Below are 2,854 nucleotides of genomic sequence, written 5' to 3'. Positions count from 1 at the left end.
GCGGCTGTGCAACCCAAACCAGCTCCGCCGCGCCGCCTCCTGACCGCCACAGCTCATCAAGGGGTCAATATTGGACGCCGATCGGGGGGCAACATTGCGCGCCGTTTGACAAAGAAATTGCCAAAAGAGGACGGACCTAATGATAAGGTGGTCCCTTTAGGTAGCATCTTCGATGAGTTGACCCCTCCACCGGGTCACTGCTCTGAGCTGGGCTTGGGGTTACTCTTACAGTCATGCGCAAAGTGACCGGCCTGAGGCTCCCACCCGGCGAGGAGTGACCGGGATAGGGACCCACCCTTCCCCGGACCCAACCGAGGGGTCACCCATCCAAGACCCACCCCACGTGGGGCGGCGGCGAGGCTTCCCCCCGTGGCCCCTGCCGCGTTCCCGCCCTGTTCCGCCTCACGCCCTGCCCTGCCGGGGCTGGCCGCATGTGTTGTCATGGGTATGACAGTGCGAGGTCCGCCCTGGCGGTGGGTGATGACGATGGTGGGGCTTGCCCTCACGTGAGAGATACCATCTGTCCTACGGGAAGCGGTCACTCCGCGCCTGGACCTTAGGCCCTGCCTCACGCCCTCCCGAGGCGATGGGGTCTAGTGGCCGCATGGCCTCACGGGGTCTACCTCACGCCTAGGCTTTGAGGGGTCCTCATGGCTCCCTAGCCTCACCGGACATGCCCTCGAGTATTAGCCCTTAGTCTAATACCTCACGGGGCCATTGAGGCTAACCTATTGATATCCTTGAGGTTGCCTCATGGTCCCTCATGGCTCCCCAAAGAAAAGTGCACCGCCAAGCGATTTCCCGCTTGACGGCGAATCACGGTTCTGACTCCCTAGAGACACCGAGGCGGACATGCCGTCCCCCTCACAGCAAGAGGCGGTTGGCCTCTTCCTGCTCTCTCGCCGATGACAGCCACTCTCAGGAGTCTGGCAGCAGCCATCAGCAGTCTGGCAGCAGCAAGGCGAACCTGTCTAGGAGAGCGAGCGCCGGCAAGCCGGCGCAGCCATCAGCTCAGAACGGGCGCTTCAGCTTGCACTGATCGATGAACTGGAGGCCCTTCTGGCGGGCCGTGTCGTTGAAATAGCCGGTGTCGCGGAAGGCCTGGATCTCGTCCTTGGTCATCGCGGCGACAGTGCCCTTGGCGTAGCAGCTGCAGGGGGTGTGAACCGCCTCGCGCGTCGTGCCCATGAGCTGCGACTGCGTGATCAGGCAGGCGTCGAAGGCGCGCAGCTGAATCATGTAGGGGGTGAGGTTCTTCGCGGTCGGGTCCGGCGGCGGCAGGGTCGTCGAGCTGCTTGCGGCATAGGCCGAAACGCTCGCCAGAATCGACAGTCCACCGGCCAGAACGACCGCACCCATCCGCCGCATCTTCATGATTCCGCCTGCCCTTCGAGAACGGAGCGCAGCGAAAACCACCATGCCGAGCCCATGCTTCGGCATGGCCATAGAGCGGGCCGCAGGTCAAGAGGCCGGCAGCGTCAAGCCAGCCGATTTCATGAGCACTGCTTCCGCCGGAACACGCCCGGCGAACGGCCTGCGCCCTTTTTCGGCCTCCCCCTCGCGCCGGACTATCCAAAGGCGTGCCCCGGCCCCAAAGGCGTGGAGCGATCACCCACTCGATGCGTGCCGCGGCAGGCGAAAGACCCCTTAAGATAACGAAATGGGAACCTTAACCGCCCATTAAATCTCATTCTCCAGATTGCGGGCATCGCCTATCGGAGACGCCATAGCGTCGGAGTTCTGGATTATGCGTTGCGTTGCGTATCTGGCCGGTCTTTCGACCTGCCTCGCCTTGTCGCTGCCTGGCCATGCCCAGGCACAGTCGAGGGACTACTCGACCCTGACCTCGCCCCAGTCGGCACAGAACTGGTACATCACGCTGGGCGCCGGCGTGCGCTACCAGCCCGACTATACCGGCTCGGACGATTACGTCTTCCGCGCCCGCCCGATCATCTCGCTGGGCAAGGGCCTCAAGAGCACCTGGTGGAGCGCCGAGGACGACGCGATGCTCAGCATCGGCGTCTTCTCAGGCCAGGGCTGGCGCATCGGCTTCTCGGGCGACCTGCTCTGGAAGCGCTCGGCCAAGATCAACCCGGCCCTCGTCGCGGTGCCCGCCACCAAGTTCGGCGCCGAGCTCGGCGGCTTCGCCGAATTCTACCCGACCTCCTGGCTGCGCGGCCGCGTCGACCTGCGCCGCGGCATCGCCGCACATGACGGCGTCGTCGCCGACTTCAAGCTCGATGCCTTCTCGACCATCGGACAGTGGACGCTCGGCGTCGGCCCGCGCATGCGGATTACCTCCGCCGACTATGTCCGGACCTATTTCGGCACAAACGGCGCCATGCCCGGAACGGGCGGCCTGCTGCAGCGCTTCAATACCGGCATCCATACCTATGGCGCGCTGGCGCAGGTCACCTATCACTGGTCGGAGCAGCTCAAGACCACGGCCTATGTCGAATACAAGCGCCTCGTCGGCGACGCCACGCGCTCCCCGATCGTCAGGCCGTTCGGCTCGCGCGATTCGTTCACCTTCGGCCTGTCGGCGAGCTACTCGTTCGACACCGGGATGAACTACTCCTTCGGGCTCTGAGAAGCGGCCGAACTGGTCGCTGCGGGTTTAGAAGCACACCTTTGTCATTCCGGGGCGCGCCGCAGGCGCGAACCCGGAACCCACGACGGGGTGAAACTTTCAGGCTTGGTTGTGAAGGGCTCGCCCGGTCGTGGGTTCCGGGTTCTTCGCTCACGCGAAGCCCCGGAATTGTCTGTTTGAGTTTTGGTATTGTTGTGTGGTTCCGCGGAAGCGGTATGCCTGGTCCGGCTGGCCGGCCGGACCAGGCGCGGCCCGCCGACCGTC

2 protein-coding genes are annotated in these 2,854 nt (G+C 64.3%); one reads left to right on the top strand and one right to left on the bottom strand.

The features are described 5' to 3' along the window. Window positions 1-1,011: 1,011 nt before the first annotated feature. Window positions 1,012-1,374 carry a hypothetical protein gene (locus tag WFK61_RS25910; protein WP_336814926.1) on the bottom strand — a complete coding sequence of 121 codons (363 nt, stop codon included), beginning with the start codon at window positions 1,372-1,374 and terminating at the stop codon, window positions 1,012-1,014. 373 nt (window positions 1,375-1,747) lie between these two features. On the opposite strand from WFK61_RS25910, the gene WFK61_RS25905 reads away from it, so the two are divergent. Further along, window positions 1,748-2,590 (top strand): MipA/OmpV family protein, encoded by an 843-nt coding sequence (locus WFK61_RS25905; RefSeq protein WP_336814925.1) that lies wholly within the window; start codon window positions 1,748-1,750, stop codon window positions 2,588-2,590. Window positions 2,591-2,854: the final 264 nt, after the last annotated feature.

This window comes from Allobosea sp. MMO-172 (genome assembly GCF_037147855.1).
GTDB lineage: Bacteria > Pseudomonadota > Alphaproteobacteria > Rhizobiales > Beijerinckiaceae > Allobosea.
The sequence above is the reverse complement of the archived record's forward strand: the minus strand, read 5'-3'. Positions and strand labels throughout refer to the sequence as shown.